Raw genomic sequence first — 18,234 nt, forward strand, 5'->3', positions numbered from 1 at the left:
AAAAGTCTCCAGCCTTAGTGAGTCAGGCCGAACTGTAAATGTTCAGCAACTGGCCCTAACGCCAGTGCAGGGATAAATGTCAGCGCACCAATCAGTAGAACGATGGCGATGAGCATGCCGATAAACAGCGGACTACGGGTAGACAGTGAACCTTTGCTTTCCGGCTGGCGCTTTTTCACCACCAGCGAACCGGCGATAGCCAGCACGGGGATCATGACGGCAAAGCGGCCCAGCAGCATGGCGACAGCGAGCAGAACGTTGTAGAACGGCGTGTTGACGCTCAGGCCAGCAAACGCGCTGCCGTTGTTGTTCGCGGCGGAGGACACTGCATAGAGCACTTCACTAAAGCCGTGTGCGCCAGGATTCAGAATGCCGCTACGGCCTGTTTCTGTACTCAGCGCCAGCGCCGTACCGATCAGCACCAGCGCAGGAGGAATCAGAATCGCCAGTGCTGTCATCTTCATCTCGTAGACTTCGATTTTTTTACCCAGATATTCCGGCGAGCGGCCAATCATCAGGCCGGCAATAAAGACGGTCAGAAGCACGAACAGCAGCATGCCGTACAGCCCTGAGCCGACGCCGCCGAACACGACTTCGCCAATTTGCATCAACCACATAGGAACCATGCCGCCGAGCGCGGTGAAGGAGTCGTGCATGGCGTTCACTGCACCTGTCGACGTCGCCGTGGTGACAACGGCATACAGGCTGGACGTCAGAATGCCAAAGCGTGTCTCCTTGCCTTCCAGATTCGCACTGCTATCCGCGCCTAATGCCAGCAGATGGGGATTACCGGTGACCTCCATCTTCATTACTACGGCTGCCGCGACGATAAAGATTAGCCCCATGGCCCACAGCAGTGCATGGCCCTGACGGTTGTCGCTGACGGCTTTACCAAAGGCGAAGCACAGTGCAGTAGGAATCAGCAGGATCGCCAGCATTTGCACGATGTTGCTCAGCGCGGTCGGGTTTTCAAATGGGTGAGCCGAGTTGGCACCAAAGAAGCCGCCGCCGTTGGTGCCGAGCAGTTTAATCGCTTCCTGTGAGGCAACGGGCCCCATCGGCAGCGTTTGGGGTGTGCCGTCCAGCGTGGTTAAGTGCTGATAAGGCAGTAAGTTTTGCAGCACGCCCTGGCTAACAAAAAACAGCGCCAGCAGCAGGGACAGCGGCAGCAGCACGTACAGCGTGATGCGAAACAGATCGAGCCACGCATTGCCCAGCGTGTCGACGCAGCGACGGGAAAACGCGCGGATTAACGCGAAGGCCACGGCGATGCCGCTCGCGGCAGACAGGAAGTTTTGTACCGTTAGGCCAACCATCTGGCTCAGGTAGCTCAGCGTGTTTTCACCGCTGTAAGCCTGCCAGTTGGTGTTGGTGACAAAGCTGACTGCCGTGTTTAACGCCAAATGCCACGACAGACCCGGCATATTTTCTGGGTTAAGCGGCAGGTAGCCCTGTGCCATTAGCTGCACGAACAGGACGATAATACCGATCAGATTAAGAGTTAGAATAGCCGCCGCATACTGCTGCCAGCGCATCTCCGTTGTATCTAAGGCAAGGAAACGTGCCGCCCCCGTTTCGAATTTTTGCAGGAGCGTCCCTGTTTCGCCCTCAATCAGATGAGCCAGCCCGCGACCCAACGGCTGAGCGACGATCAGCACTGTGAGCAGCAGACCGAAGATCAGTAAAAAAGCGTCAGCGGCCATCAGAATTCCTCCGCCTTCAATAAGGCATAAACCAGATAGACCAGTAACAGCAGCACGAGTAGGCCGCCTAAGACGATGCTAAGCGTCACAACACACCTCCAGAACAAAATAGACAGCGTCAGAGTAGGAAAACGCAGGAAAAGAAGGTGCAAATTTCCCATCTGCGAGCGTAAAAAAAGTATAAAAATGGGATGAAAAGTAGGCGGCGGAGAGGTGAGTGGCGTTACGGGATTAACAAAATCGTCTGCGGCGAGAAAAGGGTATGAAGCGGAGGGAATAAAGTGATCCAATTTAAAACCATAAATTAACCAATGGTGAGTTTATTTTTAACGTCATTGTAACCTAATAACGTAATGGCGAAAAAATTGGCGATTATTTCATCTTTTACTGGTCAGATGAGTAGTAAACTTTCAGGAAAGGCGGTAAAATTTTAACCAATATCACAGTTCTTATTTTATCGTTATGAAAAGCGCCGCTGAACAAGGGTGCTTATCCCAGAGGAGGATCGTTATGTCGCTTTATACTACTTATCCCTTGCACCGTATTCTCCTGCGTCGCGCCGCTGTGGTTGCTATCGGCGTGTTGGCATTACCGGTGATGCTGTTCCGTCGCGATCGGGCACGTTTTTACAGCTATTTACACCGTGTCTGGCTGAAAACCAGCGATAAACCGGTATGGATGGCGCAGTCTGAAGCGGCTGCCTGCGATTTTTATTAAGGCCCGTGTGTAAGATCTGTCGTGTTTATCTGCTGTATACCTAAAACGGGAATGGCAGATAAACACGAAAAATGAACGGCATTTTATTGATGGGGTATCGGTTAAGCGATCTTCCGATGCTGTCTGCCCCTTTCCTTTCCCGCCAGCTATCCCATTATCCCTTTCCAATCTTATGATTTATTACTTTATTCTTTGCTGTGACAGCACTGAATCGCGGTGAAATCCGCTATGCTGGTCAGAGGGTTTGCAGAATGCCAACGCACATGCAGCTTGAACTATGACGGGTATAAGGATAAATCATGACGCTCGAACTCATCCCTGTTGGTATCAGCGCCTGCCTGCTCGGTAATCCCGTGCGGTTTGATGGTGGACACAAGCGCTTGACGTTTGCTGCTGAACAATTGGCACCCTATTTTCGTTTTGAGCCGGTTTGCCCGGAAATGGCAATTGGTTTACCGGTGCCGCGTCCGGCACTCAGGCTGGTGCGCGAAGGGGAAAGCCACATCACACTACGCGCCAGCAATGGCTCACCGCTGGATGTCACCCAGCAGATGACGGTGTTTTCTGCTGACAAAGTCAGTCAACTTCAGCATTTATGCGGTTATATCGTCTGCGCGAAATCGCCAAGCTGTGGCATGGAGCGCGTGAAGGTTTACGATGAAGCGCAAAAGGATGCGCGTAAAAGCGGAATAGGCCTGTTTACGCAGGAGTTGATGCGGCAAATGCCTTGGCTGCCGGTTGAGGAAGATGGGCGCCTGCAAGATCCCGGCTTGCGGGAAAATTTCATTGAGCGCGTTTATGCGCTGCACGAACTGAATCAGCTATGGCAAAACGGGCTGAGCCGTGGTGCGCTTATTGCCTTTCATAGCCGCTATAAATTACTGCTGTTGGCGCACTCCCAGCCGGAATATCGCGAGCTGGGGCCATTTGTTGCGGGAATCGATAAGTGGGAATCGCTGGAAGACTATATTGTTGAATACCGGATGCGGTTGATGAAGCTGCTATCAACCCCTGCGACGCGACGTAACCACACCAATGTGCTGATGCATGTTCAGGGCTACTTCCGACGCCAGCTAAATTCTCAACAGCGACAGGAACTGGCGCAGCTTATCGATCGCTATCGACAGGGTTTACAGCCGCTATTGGCACCGATCACATTGCTAAAACATTACATGGCGGAATACCCCGATGCGTATCTGGCTCAGCAGCGTTACTTTGAGCCGTACCCGGAAGCATTGCGCCTGCGTTATGGACACTAATTTGATCGCCTGAGGAGTTTCATGACCACGCCTGTCGTTACACATGTTGTCTGGCTGCGCAATGATCTGCGCGTTACCGATAATCTGGCGCTGTATGCGGCCTGTAAGAATCCGAATGCGACCGTGCTGGCGGTATTCATCGCGACGCCTGCGCAGTGGAAGCAGCATGATATGGCACCGCGTCAGGCGGCTTTTCTGCTAGAGAACCTGACGTTGGTACAGCATGCGCTAGCCGAGAAAGGCATCCCGTTGCATTACCACGAATGTGCTGATTTTGCGGCGTCGGTTGATTGGCTAGTGCAGTTTTGTGCGCAGCAGCAGGCCTCCGATCTTTTTTACAATTATCAGTATGAAATCAACGAGCGCCTGCGTGATAAGCAGGTGAAAGCGAGACTGGCGGAGAGCGTGGTTTGCCATGGCTACCATGACAGCCTGTTGCTGCCGCCGGGAAGCGTGCTGACGGGCAATGGTGAGATGTATAAAGTATTTACGCCATTTCGTCAGGCTTTTATCAAACGCTTGCTGGAGGCGGATACCACGTGTGTACCGGCACCGGATGTTCGCGGTGAACCGATCAATCACACGGTGGCACTGGTGCCGTTCAGCTATCCACAGTGTGAGGTGGATAACGATGATTTCCCCTGTGGCGAACGTGCTGCTTTGCAACAATTACGCCGTTTTTGCCGAGAGCAGGTACAGGATTACGACCAACAGCGGGATTTCCCCGCGCAGCCAGGCACCAGTAAACTGTCGCCGTATCTGGCACTTGGAATGGTATCGCCGCGCCAATGTTTTAACCGCCTGCGCACTGAGTGCCCAGAGATGCTGGAACGGCGTGAAGGCGGAGCATTTACCTGGTTTAACGAGCTGGTCTGGCGTGAATTTTACCGTCACCTGATCGTCTCCTGGCCGCAGTTGTGTAAACACCGTCCATTTACTGCGTGGACGCAGTGGGTGAAATGGCGGGAATCGCCGGAGGATTTAGCGGCCTGGCAACAGGGGAAAACCGGCTATCCGATTGTAGACGCCGCGATGCGTCAACTGAATGAAACGGGGTGGATGCATAATCGACTGCGTATGATCTGCGCCAGTTTTCTCGTCAAAGATTTACTGATCGATTGGCGTGAAGGCGAGCGCTACTTTATGTCGCAACTGCTGGATGGCGATCTGGCGGCGAATAACGGCGGCTGGCAGTGGGCTGCTTCGACTGGCACCGATGCGGCACCTTATTTTCGTATTTTTAATCCGACAACGCAGGGCGAGCGTTTTGATCCCGACGGTCGGTTTATTCGTCACTGGCTACCTGAATTGGCCGCCGTGCCGGATAAAGACATTCATCAGCCCCATCGCTGGGCCGACAAACAACATTTTAAGCTGAGCTATCCGCTGCCCATCGTCGACCACAAAACCGCCCGTCAGGATACGTTGGCGGCATTTGAAGCGGCAAAAAATACCGGTATGGCGAATAACGATCGAGAAGAGAAGAGTAAGTATGCGTAATACGGAATTGGAAAGGGTCATTAACGAGAAGCTGAGTACCGCGGCGTTTCAGGATTACGCGCCTAATGGTTTACAGGTTGAGGGACGTGCTGAAGTCAAACGCATTGTGACGGGCGTAACGGCCTCACAGGCGCTGTTGGATGCGGCGGTAGAAAAGCAGGCCGATGCGATTCTTGTTCACCACGGCTATTTTTGGAAAAACGAACCGCAAATAGTCTGTGGCATGAAGCGTAACCGACTGAAAACGCTGCTGCTCAATGATATTAACCTATACGGCTATCATCTGCCGCTGGATGCACACCCGGAATTGGGGAATAACGCACAGTTGGCTGCGCTGCTTGAGATTCAGGTACAGGGCATGATCGAACCGCTGGTGCCGTATGGCGAGCTGGTGCAGCCCATGACAGCAGAAGCATTTTGCCGTCGCGTAGAAAAACGGCTGGGGCGCACCGTGCTGCATTGTGGGGATAATGCACCGCAACAGATACAGCGTGTGGCCTGGTGTACCGGTGGCGGCCAAGGGTTTATTGAACAAGCGGCCCGGTTCGGCGTTGATGCCTTTATTACTGGTGAAGTGTCTGAGCAAACCATCCATATTGCTCGCGAGATGGGGCTGCACTTCTTCGCTGCCGGACACCACGCTACCGAGCGCGGCGGCATTCGTGCGTTGGGCGAATGGTTGGCGACGCAACATGGTTTTGATGTGACATTTATTGATATTCCTAACCCGGCCTGATGGGCTGAAAATATCGGTATCGCACAGGAATGATGGCGTATTTTTGATGTTGGCATCGTTGTTGCTTCGCTATTGAGAAGAAAATAGTTCGGTAAGCAGCGCTAATCATTTAGCCATGTTCACCATGATGGATAAAACGTGATTCAGGAGGAAAGATTGCAACGAGCACGGTGTTATCTTCTGGGCGAGAGGGCTGTTGTTCTGGAACTGGAACCGCCCATGTCTCTGGAGAGCCAGCAGCGAATATGGGGGCTTGCCGAGCGCTTGAATCACCATGAAGAGGTGCTGGAAGCGATTCCGGGCATGAACAATTTGACGGTGCTGCTGGCACATCCGCAACAGATGGCGCTGGATGCGATTGAGCGTTTACAGCGCTGGTGGGAGGAGAGTGAGTCGCTAGTGTTTGACCCGCGCGACATCGACATTCCCGTTGTTTATGGTGGAGAAGCGGGGCCGGATCTGACAGAGGTTGCCGCTTACAGTGGCCTGTCGGCGAGCCAGGTTGTGGAAGCGCATGCGGCTGCACAGTACGTGGTCTACTTTTTGGGCTTCCAGCCGGGCTTTGCCTACCTCGGTGGGTTAAATGAGAAACTGCATATGCCGCGTCGCGCCGAGCCGCGCCTGAGTGTGCCCGCAGGATCGGTCGGGATTGGCGGTGCGCAAACGGGGATTTATCCGCTGGCGACACCGGGTGGTTGGCAATTAATTGGCCGCACCTCATTGAAGCTGTTCAACCCGCAAACGATGCCGCCAACGCTGTTGCGCCCTGGGGATAACGTCCGGTTTCTGCCACAGAAGGAGGGCGTATGCTGAAAGTTATCCATGCCGGATTGCATACGTCAGTGCAAGACGGCGGTCGCGTCGGTTTTCGTCGTTTGGGCATCAGCCAGTCAGGTGCGCTCGATCTGCCTGCTCTGCAAATGGCTAACCTGCTGGTGGGCAACGCGGAGAATGCGGCCGCGCTGGAAATTACGCTGGGCAAGTTTACCGCAACATTCACCACCGCCTGCTGGGTGGCGCTGACCGGTGCGGATTGCCATGCTGACCTCGATGGCAAGCCGCTCTGGACAGGCTGGCGCTTCGCCGTGAAGCCGGGGCAAACGTTGAAAATGCGCCTGCCGCGTAATGGAATGCGCAGCTATCTGGCTCTGTCTGGTGGTGTTGATGTGCCGGAGGCACTGGGTTCGCGCAGTACCGATTTGAAAGCCGGTTTTGGGGGCTTTGACGGACGTTTATTAAGGGATGGCGATGCGCTTCCGCTGGGAACGCCGATGCGTGAATTGACGCGAGAAGTGGGTATTAAGCAGTTGTTATTCAGCAACCGTGTACGGGCATTACCGGGGCCTGAATATCAGGAGTTCAGCGAAGAGATGCAGGAGTTGTTCTGGCGCACCTCCTGGCAGTTGAGCCCGCAAAGTAACCGCATGGGGTATCGTTTGGTGGGGGCTGAGCTACAGCGCACTACGTCATCAGGTAATAAACCGCGCGAGCTACCTTCACATGGGTTGCTGCCGGGCGTCGTGCAGGTTCCCCACAATGGTCATCCTATTGTCCTGCTGGCGGATGCGCAGACCACCGGCGGTTACCCGCGTATTGCGAGTGTGATTGAAGCGGATTTATTCCATTTGGCGCAAATCCGGCTCGGTGAACCGATACATTTTATTCACTGTACGCCCGCTCAGGCGCAAAAAGCCGCAGAAGAACAGCGGCGTTACCTCGAACAATTGGCGTGGAGGCTGCATGATTATTGATCTAAATGCTGATTTGGGCGAGGGCGGTGAGAACGATGAAGCGCTACTGAAGTTGGTGACATCGGCCAATATTGCCTGTGGATTTCACGCCGGTGATGCACAGACCATGCGCCAGTCAGTACGCTGGGGGATGGGCTATGGGGTCGCGCTTGGCGCTCACCCAAGTTTTCTCGATCGTGAAAATTTTGGTCGCAAGGCGATGAATGTACCCGCAGAAATTGTCTTTGCGCAGATGGTCTATCAGCTTGGTGCGCTCAGCGCGATCGTTGCTGCTGAAGGGGGAATGCTGTCGCACGTAAAGCCTCACGGTATGCTTTACAATCAGGCTGCCAGCCAGCCAGGGCTAGCTGATGCGGTAGCCAAGGCGGTGAAGGTCGTCAATCCGGCATTGCGTTTGGTTGGGCTGGCGGGAAGTGAGCTAATCCGCGCTGGAAAACGACTGGGGCTAGAAACGCGTCAGGAAGTGTTCGCCGATCGCTGCTATCTGCCAGACGGGGCGCTGGTGCCACGTACTCAGGCTGGGGCATTGATTAACAGCGATGAACTGGCGCTGGCGCAGACGTTGGAAATGATTCAACGCCAGCGGGTGAGGGCGATCGACGGTTCCTGGGTGAATGTACAAGCCGATACCGTATGTATTCACGGCGATGGGCAGCATGCGCTGTTGTTTGCTCGCAAATTGCGACACTGTTTTAGCCAGCATCAGATAGCGGTTTCTGCCGCGTAATCATTATTTTTGTATGACAGGGATAACAGATGAAAACCGTTTTAATTACGGCGTTTGAACCTTTTGGGGGGGAAGCGATTAACCCTTCCTGGGAAGCGGTAAAAGTCCTTCATCAGCGGGAGGTCGGCGGTGCACGCGTGGTGGCTTGCCGTTTATCTTGCGCCTTCGACCTGTCACTGGAACAACTTTACCGTGCGATGACTGAATGGCAGCCGGAAGTGGTGATCGCGGTGGGACAGGCAGGCGGCCGTGCCGATATTACCGTCGAACGTGTGGCGATCAACATTAATGATGCTCGAATTCCTGATAACCGAGGCAACCAGCCGATTGATACGCCCGTGGTAAAAAACGGGCCAGCGGCGTATTTCTCGACGCTGCCGGTGAAAGCGCTGGTACAGGCATTACGCGTGGCGGGTATTCCCGCGGCAATATCGCAAACTGCGGGGACGTTTGTCTGCAATCACGTGATGTACGGGCTCTTACACCACCTCCATCAGCAGGGAGATGTGGTACGGGGTGGTTTTGTGCATATTCCCTATTCGCCGGAACAGGCCGCACAACATCCCGGTGAGCCGAGCATGCCTACGTCGCTAGTCACAACGGCGCTGGAAGTGATGATCAAGCAGTCGCTGATGCAGCAGGGTGATGTGGTACTAACTGGTGGTTCATTACATTAGTCTGGTGAATTGCTCTGTCGCAGAGCGTTTGATTTTCAGGGAGTAAAGTATGCCGGAAGGACCGGAAATTCGCCGGGCGGCCGATAAGCTAGTTGAGGCAGTGGTGGGGAAAACGCTGATGCGTGTCTGGTTTGCGTTTCCAGAACTGAAGCCGTACGAAACACAATTGGTTGGGCAGCAGGTCAGGCAGATCGAAACGCGGGGGAAGGCGCTGTTGACCTATTTTAGCAACGATCGGGTGCTGTATAGCCACAATCAGCTTTATGGCGTTTGGCGAGTGGTGAATGCGGGGGAGTCGCCGGAAACAAAACGAGATTTGCGCATCCGGCTGGAAACGCAGGATCGCGCTATTCTGCTTTACAGTGCATCCGATATTGAAATGCTGACGCCGGAGACGCTCTCGACGCATCCTTTCCTGCAACGTATTGGCCCGGATGTGTTGGATCTGTCGCTGACGCCGGAACAGGTCTGTGAGCGTTTGTTGCTACCGCGTTTTCGTCGTCGCCAGTTCAGTGGGCTGTTGTTGGATCAGGCTTTTCTCGCGGGGTTGGGAAATTATCTGCGCGTTGAGATTCTCTGGCAGGCCCGACTGGCACCTCAACATACGGCGTCGCAGTTGAATGAAGAACAGTTGCAGATACTGAGTCGAGCGCTGCTAGATATTCCCCGGCTGTCCTACAACACGCGCGGCACCGTTGATGAAAACCACCATCATGGTGCAATTTTCTCGTTCAAGGTTTTCCATCGTGAAGGGGAAAGCTGTGAGCGCTGCGGTGGAACCATTGAAAGAACGATGCTGTCATCGCGCCCGTTTTATTGGTGCCCGCACTGTCAGAGCTAGTAGAAGTAAGAGAAATTCGGTTCTGAAACAACAAAGGCCGGATAGCCCGGCCTTATTGCACATGCTGAATAGATTAATCGTATTTCAGGTTGGACGAGAAGTCACGTTTGTCGTAGCCGGTGTACAACTGACGTGGACGGGCAATTTTGATGCCGTCGTCGTGCATTTCGTTCCAGTGCGCAATCCAGCCTACAGTACGCGCCATCGCGAAGATAACGGTAAACATGGAAGACGGAATACCCATCGCTTTCAAGATGATACCGGAGTAGAAGTCCACGTTCGGGTACAGTTTCTTCTCAATGAAGTACGGGTCGTTTAGCGCGATGTTTTCCAGTTCCATCGCCACTTCCAGCAGATCGTCTTTTCTGCCCAATTCTTTCAGCACTTCATGGCAGGTTTCACGCATGACGGTGGCGCGCGGATCGTGGTTTTTGTACACACGGTGACCGAAGCCCATTAGTCGGAAGGAGTCGTTCTTATCTTTTGCACGTTCGATAAACGCCGGGATGTGTTCCACACTGCTGATTTCCTCCAGCATACGCAGACAGGCTTCGTTCGCGCCGCCGTGTGCAGGTCCCCACAGCGAGGCGATCCCCGCGGCGATACAGGCAAATGGGTTTGCACCGGACGAACCCGCCGTACGCACGGTCGAGGTTGAAGCGTTTTGTTCGTGATCGGCATGCAGGATAAGAATGCGATCCATAGCGCGTTCCAGCACCGGGTTCACAACATATTCTTCACAAGGGGTGGAGAACATCATGTGCAGGAAATTACCCGCGTAGGACAGGTTGTTTTTCGGATAAACAAACGGCTGACCCAGGGAATATTTATAGCACATCGCAGCGACGGTCGGCATTTTCGACAGCAGGCGATAGGCCGCGATTTCGCGGTGACGCTCGATATTAATGTCGAGAGAATCGTGGTAAAACGCCGCCAGTGCGCCGGTGACACCGCATAAAACGGCCATTGGATGTGAATCACGACGGAAACCGTGGAACAGACGGGTAATCTGCTCATGGATCATGGTGTGACGCGTTACCGTTGTCTTGAAAGTCTCATATTGTTCGACCGTTGGGACCTCACCGAACAACAGGATATAACAAACTTCAAGATAATTAGATTTTTCAGCCAGTTGGGCAATCGGGAAGCCACGGTGGAGCAGGATGCCTTCGTCGCCGTCGATATAGGTAATTTTTGATTCGCAAGATGCGGTAGAGGTAAAGCCTGGGTCAAATGTGAAGTAACCTTTGGAACCGAGGGGACGAATATCAATCTCATCATATCCTAGCGTACCAGATAGGACATTTAGCTCAATCGGTTCTTTACCTTCTAGGGTAAGTGTTGCTTTTTTATCAGCCATTTACAGTCTCCTTAGCGCTTTAATTTTAAAAATTCTCACTGAAGAAATACCGTCATGCCTGTGCACCGGACGAGTAATGGCCGGTGAAACTCTGTCGTGACACAGTCGTCAAATAGGATACAGAGTAAGGCGGGTAGCCGCATTCAGGATGAAAAATTCGTTCTCCAGGCGATTAACAATTATCAGATAATTAATCACGTTCTGAATAGATTGTAGCCATTACCTATGACTTTTACGTGGACTCTCTTCACTGTTACATAAGTTACGCCAGTGTGGAAGTGTCCCGCCGAGCTTTAACACATCATAAGAAATTCAATCCCCTAGTTGTAATTGAAATGTTGAAGTTTTGTCAAATCAGATAATTAATTTTATATAAATTGTGAAGTTCGTGATCTAAATCACTGTTCGGGGCAAATGTCACCAAACAGTTTGTATGGGAATTGTAATAGGAATGTGAAGGACCTATACTCCCGCCAGGTCTCCGGAATCACCCTGCAGTAGGAGCACCCAGTATGAAAGGATCATGCGCTGTTTAGACACCGGAATGTCGATGTTTGAGCGCGTATCGTAAACCCACTCTCAGGGCTGTAACTTTCATGCTGTCTGACCTCACATCAGGCCCGGAGGAAGAAACAATAATAAAAGCTGTGTGGGCAAATCTGTGAAAAAACAAAGACCTGTCAATCTGGAATTGCAGACGATCCAGTTTCCCGTTACTGCGATAGCATCTATTCTTCACCGCGTCTCCGGCGTTATCACCTTTGTCGCTGTCGGTATTTTACTGTGGCTGTTAGGCACTTCTCTTTCTTCAGAGGAAGGGTTCCTGCGTGCTGCGGAAATTATGGATAGCTTCATCGTCAAATTTATCGTTTGGGGCATCCTCGTCGCGCTGGCTTATCACATTGTTGGTGGGATACGTCACCTGTTGATGGATTTTGGCTATATAGAAGAAGACCTTGCCGCAGGTAAGCGTTCTGCAAATATCTCCTTTATTATTACTGTCGTGCTTTCAATTCTGGCTGGAGTCCTCGTATGGTAAGCAATGCTTCTGCGTTAGGACGCAATGGCGTACACGATTGGTTACTGATTCGCGCTTCCGCCATCGTCATTGTTCTGTATGTAATTTATCTTATTGGTTTTATTGCTACGGCTGGCGACATCACTTATGAAATCTGGCGTGGTTTCTTCGCGATGGCCCTCACCAAAGTATTCACACTGCTAACGTTATTTTCCATTCTGGTTCATGCCTGGATAGGGATGTGGCAAGTGCTGACCGACTACATTAAACCGCTGGCCTTACGCCTGACTTTACAGTTGGCAATTGTGGTAGCGCTGTTGGTGTACGTCATTTATGGAACTGTTGTGGTGTGGGGTGCGTGATGAATTTGCCAGTCAGAGAATTTGATGCAGTCGTTGTTGGCGCAGGTGGCGCAGGTATGCGCGCCGCGCTGCAAATCTCCCAAATGGGCCTGTCCTGTGCCCTGTTATCTAAAGTGTTCCCAACCCGTTCTCATACCGTGTCCGCGCAGGGTGGTATTACCGTTGCGTTGGGTAATACTCATGAGGATAACTGGGAATGGCACATGTATGACACCGTAAAAGGGTCAGATTACATTGGCGATCAGGACGCAATTGAATATATGTGTAAAACCGGCCCGGAAGCGATTCTGGAACTGGAACACATGGGGTTACCGTTCTCCCGTCTGGATGATGGCAGCATTTATCAGCGTCCGTTCGGTGGTCAATCCAAGAATTTTGGCGGCGAGCAGGCTGCACGTACCGCCGCAGCCGCTGACCGTACAGGCCATGCGCTGCTGCACACGCTGTATCAGCAGAACCTGAAAAATCACACCACTATCTTCTCCGAGTGGTATGCCCTCGATCTGGTGAAAAATCAGGATGGCGCAGTTGTTGGCTGTACGGCGATCTGTATCGAAACCGGTGAAGTTGTCTATTTCAAAGCGAAAGCAACTGTGCTGGCAACCGGTGGTGCGGGCCGTATCTATCAGTCCACCACCAATGCACACATTAATACTGGCGATGGCGTGGGCATGGCACTGCGTGCGGGCGTTCCGTTGCAAGACATGGAAATGTGGCAGTTCCACCCGACCGGTATTGCTGGTGCGGGTGTGCTGGTGACAGAAGGTTGCCGTGGCGAAGGCGGTTACCTGCTGAACAAGCATGGTGAACGTTTCATGGAACGTTATGCGCCAAACGCGAAAGATCTGGCTGGCCGTGACGTTGTTGCCCGTTCCATCATGATCGAAATTCGTGAAGGCCGCGGCTGTGAAGGCCCGTGGGGACCACATGCCAAGCTGAAACTGGATCATCTGGGTAAAGATGTTTTGGAATCCCGTTTGCCGGGTATTCTGGAACTGTCCCGCACATTTGCTCACGTTGACCCGGTGAAAGAGCCGATTCCGGTTATCCCAACCTGCCACTACATGATGGGCGGTATTCCTACCAAAGTGAGCGGTCAGGCATTGACGGTGAATGAGAAAGGCGAAGATGTGGTGATTCCAGGGCTGTTTGCCGTGGGTGAAATTGCCTGCGTTTCGGTTCATGGTGCTAACCGTCTGGGCGGTAACTCGCTGCTCGATCTGGTGGTATTCGGCCGTTCGGCGGGTATTCACCTGCAAGAGTCGTTGAACGAGCAGGGCGAAAGCCGTGATGCCAGCGAATCCGATATTGAAGCCTCTCTCGACCGTCTGAACCGCTGGAACAATACCCGTTCTGGGGAAGATCCGGTTGAAATCCGCAAAGCGCTGCAATCCTGTATGCAGAATAACTTCTCGGTCTTCCGCGAAGGCGATGCAATGGCTAAAGGGCTGGAAGAGCTGAAAGTGATCCGTGAGCGCCTGAAAAATGCGCGTCTGGATGACACCTCAAGTGAATTCAATACCCAGCGCATCGAGTGTCTGGAATTGGATAACCTGATGGAAACCGCGTATGCAACGGCAGTTTCCGCTAACTTCCGTACCGAAAGCCGTGGTGCGCATAGCCGCTTTGACTACCCAGAGCGCGACGATGAAAACTGGCTGTGCCATTCGTTGTATCTGCCGCAAACCGACAGCATGACGCGCCGTGAGGTGAACATGCAGCCTAAACTGCGTCCGGCGTTCCCGCCGAAAGTACGTACTTATTAATTGCGGAGATCAAACGATGAAACTCGAATTTTCCATTTATCGTTATAACCCGGATGTTGATGATGCTCCGCGGATGCAGGATTACCAGTTGGAGGCGGAAGAAGGCCGCGACATGATGCTGCTGGATGCGCTGATGCTGCTGAAAGAGCAAGATCCAACGCTCTCATTCCGCCGCTCCTGCCGTGAAGGCGTCTGTGGTTCTGACGGCGTTAACATGAACGGTAAGAATGGGCTGGCCTGTATTACGCCAGTTTCCGCGTTACGGCGCGGAAAAAGCAAAATTGTTATCCGTCCTCTACCCGGATTACCGGTTGTCCGTGATTTGGTAGTAGACATGGGACAGTTCTATGCCCAATATGAGAAAATAAAGCCTTACCTGTTGAATAATGGGAAAAATCCGCCAGCGCGTGAGCATCTGCAATCGCCTGAGCAACGTGCCAAGCTGGATGGGTTGTATGAGTGCATTATGTGTGCTTGCTGCTCAACGTCTTGCCCGTCGTTCTGGTGGAACCCGGATAAGTTCGTTGGGCCTGCGGGATTGCTGGCAGCGTACCGTTTCCTGATTGACAGCCGTGATACGGAAACTAAGCCACGGTTGGACGATCTGGATGATGCGTTCAGCGTCTTCCGTTGCCACGGCATCATGAACTGCGTCAATGTTTGTCCGAAAGGGTTGAACCCGACCAAGGCTATTGGCCATATTAAATCTATGCTGTTGCATCGTAGCGCGTAACGGATAGCCATTACGTAAGGCGTTATTGCATAAAGATTAAGTAGTAAAACATGTATCTCCCTCTGAAGTTGCTATTCTTCAGAGGGAGCGCAGGAAACCTTTAAAAACCGGCTTACGCGCCAGAACCGGTTTTTAAAGGTTCCTTAGGGGGATGGATACTCTAAGCACGTACCGATGTACGACAAGTGAACCGTTTGTACGGCACACGATATACGGACACTAATTACATGTTAACCACGGCGAAAACTGAAGCTTATTAGCTTAAGGGATCATAATGCAGAACGGCGCGATGAAGGCCTGGCTGGATTCCTCCTATTTGGCGGGTGCGAATCAGTCCTACATAGAGCAACTCTATGAAGATTTTTTAACCGATCCTGACTCGATCGAACATAGCTGGCGCTCGATCTTCCAGCAATTGCCTACGAGTGGGGTCAAACCGGATCAACTCCATTCCAAAACGCGTGAATATTTCCGCCGTCTGGCGAAAGACGCTTCGCGCTTTACCTCGTCAGTCACCGATCCCGATATTGATGCTAAGCAGGTCAAGGTATTGCAGCTGATCAATGCGTTCCGCTTCCGTGGACATCAGCAAGCTAACCTGGACCCGATCTTCCTGCGTCCTCAGGAACCCGTTGCAGAACTGGATCTGGATTACCATAACCTGACGCAGGATGATTTGCAGGAATCCTTCAACGTGGGTTCTTTTGCTATTGGCAAAGACACCATGAAGCTGGAAGATCTGTATGACGCGTTGAAACGCACTTATTGCGGTTCTATCGGCGCGGAATATATGCATATGACCAGCACGGAAGAGAAACGCTGGATACAGCAACGCATCGAATCGGTAATGGGGCAACCGTCATTTACGGTAGAAGAGAAACGCCGTTTCCTGAAAGAGTTAACCGCAGCGGAAGGACTGGAGCGTTACCTGGGGGCTAAATATCCCGGTGCCAAGCGTTTCTCGCTGGAGGGCGGTGATGCACTGGTTCCGATGCTGAAAGAGCTGATTCGCCATGCGGGTGCAAACGACACTCGCGAAGTGGTATTGGGGATGGCGCACCGTGGTCGTCTCAACGTCCTGATCAACGTGTTGGGCAAAAAATCTCAGGATCTGTTCGACGAGTTTGCCGGTAAGCATAAAGAACACTTGGGTACCGGTGACGTGAAATATCATCAGGGCTTCTCGTCTGAATTCGAGACTGCGGGTGGTCTGGTGCACTTGGCGTTGGCGTTCAACCCATCGCACCTGGAAATCGTCAGCCCGGTGGTGACAGGATCGGTTCGTGCGCGTCTTGACCGCCTTAACAGTCAGAGTGGTCCGCGTGTTCTGCCAATCACCATTCATGGCGATGCGGCAGTGAGTGGTCAGGGGGTGGTGCAGGAACTGTTGAATATGTCGACAGTGCGTGGATATGAAGTTGGCGGTACGCTACGTATTGTTATCAACAACCGTATCGGCTTCACGACCTCTAACCCGTTGGATATTCGTTCCACCGAATACTGTACCGATATCGGCAAGATGGTGCAGGCACCGATTTTCCACGTTAACGCAGACGACCCGGAAGCGGTGGCGTTTGTTACGCGTCTGGCGCTGGATTTCCGTAATGAGTTTAAGCGTGATGTGTTCATCGATCTGATTTGTTATCGCCGTCATGGTCATAACGAAGCTGACGAGCCAAGTGCAACGCAGCCGATGATGTACCAGAAGATCAAGAAACACCCGACGCCGCGTAAGGTATACGCCGATCGTCTGGAGCAGGAAAAATCCATTACGCTGGAAGATGCCACCGAAATGGTCAACCTGTACCGCGATGCGCTGGATGCCGGTGAATGTGTGGTGGAAGAATGGCGTCAGATGGATATGCAGTCCTTTACCTGGACGCCGTATCTGAACCATGAGTGGGATGAGCCTTATCCGCACGCAACAGAAATGAAACGTTTGCAGGAACTGGCGAAGCGTATCAGCGAAGTGCCGGAAGGGATTGACGTTCATCCTCGCGTTGCCAAAGTTTATGCTGACCGGGCTGAGATGGCCGCTGGCAACAAACCTTTTGACTGGGGTGGAGCAGAAACGCTGGCCTACGCTACCTTGGTTGATGAAGGGATTCCGATTCGTCTGTCTGGTGAGGATAGCGGTCGCGGTACGTTCTTCCATCGCCACGCTGTCGTGCATAACCAGAAGAATGGCTCCAGCTACACGCCATTGAACCACGTGCATAACGGACAGGGCGAGTTCAATGTTTGGGACTCCGTGCTATCCGAAGAAGCGATACTTGCGTTTGAATACGGCTATGCGACGGCAGAACCGCGCACCCTGACCATCTGGGAAGCGCAGTTTGGTGACTTCGCTAACGGTGCGCAGGTTGTTATCGATCAGTTCATCAGTTCCGGTGAGCAGAAGTGGGGTCGGATGTGTGGTCTGGTCATGCTGCTGCCGCACGGTTACGAAGGCCAAGGCCCTGAGCACTCGTCTGCTAGACTGGAGCGTTATCTGCAACTCTGCGCCGAGCAAAATATGCAGGTCTGTATTCCGTCAACACCTGCGCAGGTTTATCACATGCTTCGCCGTCAGGCGCTGCGCGGTATGCGCCGTCCTCTGGTGGTGATGTCGCCAAAATCTCTGTTGCGCCATCCGCTGGCGATCTCTTCACTGGATGAACTCGCAAAGGGTTCCTTCCAGCCAGCGATTGGTGAAGTTGAAGAATTAGATCCAGCAGCCGTGAAGCGTGTCGTGCTTTGTTCCGGTAAGGTCTACTATGATTTGGTGGAACAGCGCCGCAAGAACGAGCAAAAAGATGTCGCTATCGTTCGTATCGAACAGCTTTATCCGTTCCCGCATCAGGCCGTTCAAGCTGCGCTGGAATCGTTTGCCCATGTTCACGATTTCGTGTGGTGTCAGGAAGAGCCGCTGAATCAGGGAGCTTGGTATTGCAGTCAGCACCATTTCCGTGAAGTGATTCCGTTTGGGGCTTCTTTACGTTACGCAGGACGCCCGGCGTCTGCATCACCCGCCGTTGGCTATATGTCCGTACACCAGAAACAACAGCAAGATCTGGTCGATGACGCGCTGAACGTTGATTAAAT

Annotated in this window: 17 protein-coding genes; 14 read left to right on the forward strand and 3 right to left on the reverse strand. The window is 52.7% G+C overall.

Annotated elements, in window-relative coordinates:
- Positions 1-14: 14 nt before the first annotated feature.
- Both kdpA and kdpF read right to left on the reverse strand, forming a co-directional pair.
- The gene (gene kdpA / locus E2566_RS06695) at positions 15-1,703 is read right to left on the reverse strand and encodes a potassium-transporting ATPase subunit KdpA (RefSeq protein ID WP_107168280.1); all 1,689 of its coding nucleotides are present in this window, start codon (positions 1,701-1,703) and stop codon (positions 15-17) included.
- Positions 1,703-1,792 (reverse strand): K(+)-transporting ATPase subunit F, encoded by a 90-nt coding sequence (kdpF, locus tag E2566_RS06700; protein ID WP_014914657.1) that lies wholly within the window; start codon positions 1,790-1,792, stop codon positions 1,703-1,705. The genes kdpA and kdpF overlap by 1 nt, the downstream gene beginning before the upstream one ends.
- 421 nt (positions 1,793-2,213) lie before the next feature.
- Here kdpF and E2566_RS06705 point away from each other — a divergent pair, with 421 nt between their 5' ends.
- From E2566_RS06705 to nei, 9 genes are all read left to right on the forward strand, one after another.
- A complete protein-coding gene (locus tag E2566_RS06705) occupies positions 2,214-2,420 on the forward strand; it encodes a YbfA family protein (RefSeq protein WP_010299142.1) in 207 nt (68 codons plus the stop codon).
- A gap of 299 nt (positions 2,421-2,719) precedes the next feature.
- Entirely contained in the window at positions 2,720-3,679 is a 960-nt protein-coding gene (locus E2566_RS06710) for a YbgA family protein (protein ID WP_107168279.1), read from the forward strand.
- A 21-nt stretch (positions 3,680-3,700) separates the two neighbouring features.
- Complete coding sequence (gene phrB / locus E2566_RS06715; RefSeq protein WP_107168278.1) at positions 3,701-5,179, forward strand: deoxyribodipyrimidine photo-lyase; 1,479 nt, start codon at positions 3,701-3,703, stop codon at positions 5,177-5,179.
- Positions 5,172-5,915: a type 2 GTP cyclohydrolase I gene (locus E2566_RS06720; protein WP_107168277.1), complete on the forward strand. Its 744-nt coding sequence runs from the start codon at positions 5,172-5,174 to the stop codon at positions 5,913-5,915. Before phrB ends, E2566_RS06720 begins: the two co-directional genes overlap by 8 nt.
- A gap of 156 nt (positions 5,916-6,071) precedes the next feature.
- Positions 6,072-6,728, forward strand: coding sequence for a 5-oxoprolinase subunit PxpB (pxpB, locus tag E2566_RS06725; RefSeq protein WP_107168276.1), 657 nt, complete (start codon positions 6,072-6,074; stop codon positions 6,726-6,728).
- A complete protein-coding gene (gene pxpC, locus E2566_RS06730) occupies positions 6,722-7,666 on the forward strand; it encodes a 5-oxoprolinase subunit PxpC (RefSeq protein ID WP_107168275.1) in 945 nt (314 codons plus the stop codon). Before pxpB ends, pxpC begins: the two co-directional genes overlap by 7 nt.
- Complete coding sequence (pxpA, locus tag E2566_RS06735; RefSeq protein WP_107168274.1) at positions 7,656-8,393, forward strand: 5-oxoprolinase subunit PxpA; 738 nt, start codon at positions 7,656-7,658, stop codon at positions 8,391-8,393. The genes pxpC and pxpA overlap by 11 nt, the downstream gene beginning before the upstream one ends.
- A 29-nt stretch (positions 8,394-8,422) precedes the next feature.
- Complete coding sequence (gene pcp / locus E2566_RS06740; protein WP_107168273.1) at positions 8,423-9,070, forward strand: pyroglutamyl-peptidase I; 648 nt, start codon at positions 8,423-8,425, stop codon at positions 9,068-9,070.
- Between the two features lie 49 nt (positions 9,071-9,119).
- Positions 9,120-9,911, forward strand: coding sequence for an endonuclease VIII (gene nei / locus E2566_RS06745; protein WP_107168272.1), 792 nt, complete (start codon positions 9,120-9,122; stop codon positions 9,909-9,911).
- Between the two features lie 73 nt (positions 9,912-9,984).
- Here the strand turns inward: nei and E2566_RS06750 are convergent, their stop codons facing one another.
- On the reverse strand, positions 9,985-11,271 hold the full coding sequence (locus tag E2566_RS06750) for a citrate synthase (protein WP_107168271.1): 1,287 nt from the start codon (positions 11,269-11,271) through the stop codon (positions 9,985-9,987).
- Between the two features lie 649 nt (positions 11,272-11,920).
- Here E2566_RS06750 and sdhC point away from each other — a divergent pair.
- The 5 genes from sdhC (at position 11,921) to sucA (ending at position 18,232) form a co-directional block, all read left to right on the forward strand.
- Positions 11,921-12,310, forward strand: a complete 390-nt coding sequence (gene sdhC / locus E2566_RS06755) for a succinate dehydrogenase cytochrome b556 subunit (protein ID WP_039275597.1) — start codon at positions 11,921-11,923, stop codon at positions 12,308-12,310.
- Positions 12,304-12,651, forward strand: coding sequence for a succinate dehydrogenase membrane anchor subunit (sdhD, locus tag E2566_RS06760; RefSeq protein ID WP_107168270.1), 348 nt, complete (start codon positions 12,304-12,306; stop codon positions 12,649-12,651). The genes sdhC and sdhD overlap by 7 nt, the downstream gene beginning before the upstream one ends.
- Entirely contained in the window at positions 12,651-14,417 is a 1,767-nt protein-coding gene (gene sdhA / locus E2566_RS06765) for a succinate dehydrogenase flavoprotein subunit (protein ID WP_039535911.1), read from the forward strand. Before sdhD ends, sdhA begins: the two co-directional genes overlap by 1 nt.
- 16 nt (positions 14,418-14,433) lie before the next feature.
- A complete protein-coding gene (locus tag E2566_RS06770) occupies positions 14,434-15,150 on the forward strand; it encodes a succinate dehydrogenase iron-sulfur subunit (RefSeq protein WP_107168269.1) in 717 nt (238 codons plus the stop codon).
- A gap of 274 nt (positions 15,151-15,424) precedes the next feature.
- The gene (gene sucA, locus E2566_RS06775) at positions 15,425-18,232 is read left to right on the forward strand and encodes a 2-oxoglutarate dehydrogenase E1 component (RefSeq protein ID WP_107169821.1); all 2,808 of its coding nucleotides are present in this window, start codon (positions 15,425-15,427) and stop codon (positions 18,230-18,232) included.
- Positions 18,233-18,234: the final 2 nt, after the last annotated feature.

This window comes from Pectobacterium punjabense, assembly GCF_012427845.1.
Classification (GTDB): Bacteria; Pseudomonadota; Gammaproteobacteria; order Enterobacterales; family Enterobacteriaceae; genus Pectobacterium; species Pectobacterium punjabense.

Excerpts from the sequence above, each read along its gene's own strand:
- sucA (WP_107169821.1), top strand. The coding sequence starts at position 15,425 with ATGCAGAACGGCGCGATGAAGGCCTGGCTGGATTCCTCCTATTTGGCG.
- sdhA (WP_039535911.1), top strand. The coding sequence starts at position 12,651 with ATGAATTTGCCAGTCAGAGAATTTGATGCAGTCGTTGTTGGCGCAGGT.
- E2566_RS06705 (WP_010299142.1), top strand. The coding sequence starts at position 2,214 with ATGTCGCTTTATACTACTTATCCCTTGCACCGTATTCTCCTGCGTCGC.
- pxpA (WP_107168274.1), top strand. The coding sequence starts at position 7,656 with ATGATTATTGATCTAAATGCTGATTTGGGCGAGGGCGGTGAGAACGAT.
- E2566_RS06720 (WP_107168277.1), top strand. The coding sequence starts at position 5,172 with ATGCGTAATACGGAATTGGAAAGGGTCATTAACGAGAAGCTGAGTACC.
- E2566_RS06710 (WP_107168279.1), top strand. The coding sequence starts at position 2,720 with ATGACGCTCGAACTCATCCCTGTTGGTATCAGCGCCTGCCTGCTCGGT.
- nei (WP_107168272.1), top strand. The coding sequence starts at position 9,120 with ATGCCGGAAGGACCGGAAATTCGCCGGGCGGCCGATAAGCTAGTTGAG.
- kdpA (WP_107168280.1), bottom strand. The coding sequence starts at position 1,703 with ATGGCCGCTGACGCTTTTTTACTGATCTTCGGTCTGCTGCTCACAGTG.
- pcp (WP_107168273.1), top strand. The coding sequence starts at position 8,423 with ATGAAAACCGTTTTAATTACGGCGTTTGAACCTTTTGGGGGGGAAGCG.
- pxpC (WP_107168275.1), top strand. The coding sequence starts at position 6,722 with ATGCTGAAAGTTATCCATGCCGGATTGCATACGTCAGTGCAAGACGGC.
- sdhD (WP_107168270.1), top strand. The coding sequence starts at position 12,304 with ATGGTAAGCAATGCTTCTGCGTTAGGACGCAATGGCGTACACGATTGG.
- phrB (WP_107168278.1), top strand. The coding sequence starts at position 3,701 with ATGACCACGCCTGTCGTTACACATGTTGTCTGGCTGCGCAATGATCTG.
- E2566_RS06750 (WP_107168271.1), bottom strand. The coding sequence starts at position 11,271 with ATGGCTGATAAAAAAGCAACACTTACCCTAGAAGGTAAAGAACCGATT.
- E2566_RS06770 (WP_107168269.1), top strand. The coding sequence starts at position 14,434 with ATGAAACTCGAATTTTCCATTTATCGTTATAACCCGGATGTTGATGAT.